The organism is Polaromonas sp. P1_E3 (assembly GCF_056405935.1).
Genome location: NZ_JBFUBD010000803.1, coordinates 1 through 658 on the forward strand (window position 1 = coordinate 1; position 658 = coordinate 658).

1 protein-coding gene is annotated in these 658 nt (G+C 60.5%); it reads left to right on the top strand.

The features are described from left to right. Positions 1 to 238: 238 nt before the first annotated feature. Positions 239 to 658 (top strand): arylesterase (locus AC1D0Z_RS23625; protein ID WP_477660546.1); only part of this gene is annotated, 420 nt, incomplete at its 3' end.

Consider the following 658-nt stretch of genomic DNA (forward strand, 5'->3'; position numbering starts at 1 on the left):
AGTGCCGGTGGAGTCGGTGACCGACTTGAAAACATGCTCAACGGAAATAATTGAAGACGTCGGGGACGGTGCAGGCACAGCGGAAGCCGGCGCCCTGGAAACATCATTCACGCCACTCACCACGGGTTCAAACATGTCGGCCTTGTCAGGAAATATGAATTCAGACTTTACCAAGCTTGCCCTTTCAGCGGCAAAACGTTTGCTAAGACCTTTGGGTGTGCTGCTCCTGGCCGCCGCCATGGGCGCTGGCGCCCCGGTGGCCAGGGCACAAACGCCGCCCGCCAAAGGTGAAACCATACTGGTGGTCGGCGATTCACTGAGCGCCGAATACGGGCTCAAACGCGGAACCGGCTGGGTCCCGCTGCTCGAAAAGCAATTGGCCGGCGAAAAGAAGGCCGCCAAAGTGGTCAATGCCAGCATCAGCGGCGACACCACCTCGGGTGGCAGTTCCCGGCTGCCGGCACTGCTGGCGCAGCACAAGCCCGCAGTGGTGGTCATTGAACTGGGTGGCAACGATGCCCTGCGCGGATTGCCGCTGGACATGACTGAAAAAAACCTTGTCGCAATGACCCAGGCTTCCAAAAAAGCAGGGGCGCGCGTGCTGCTCGTGGGCATGCAGGTACCGCCCAACTACGGCAGCGCCTACGCGGCCACGTTT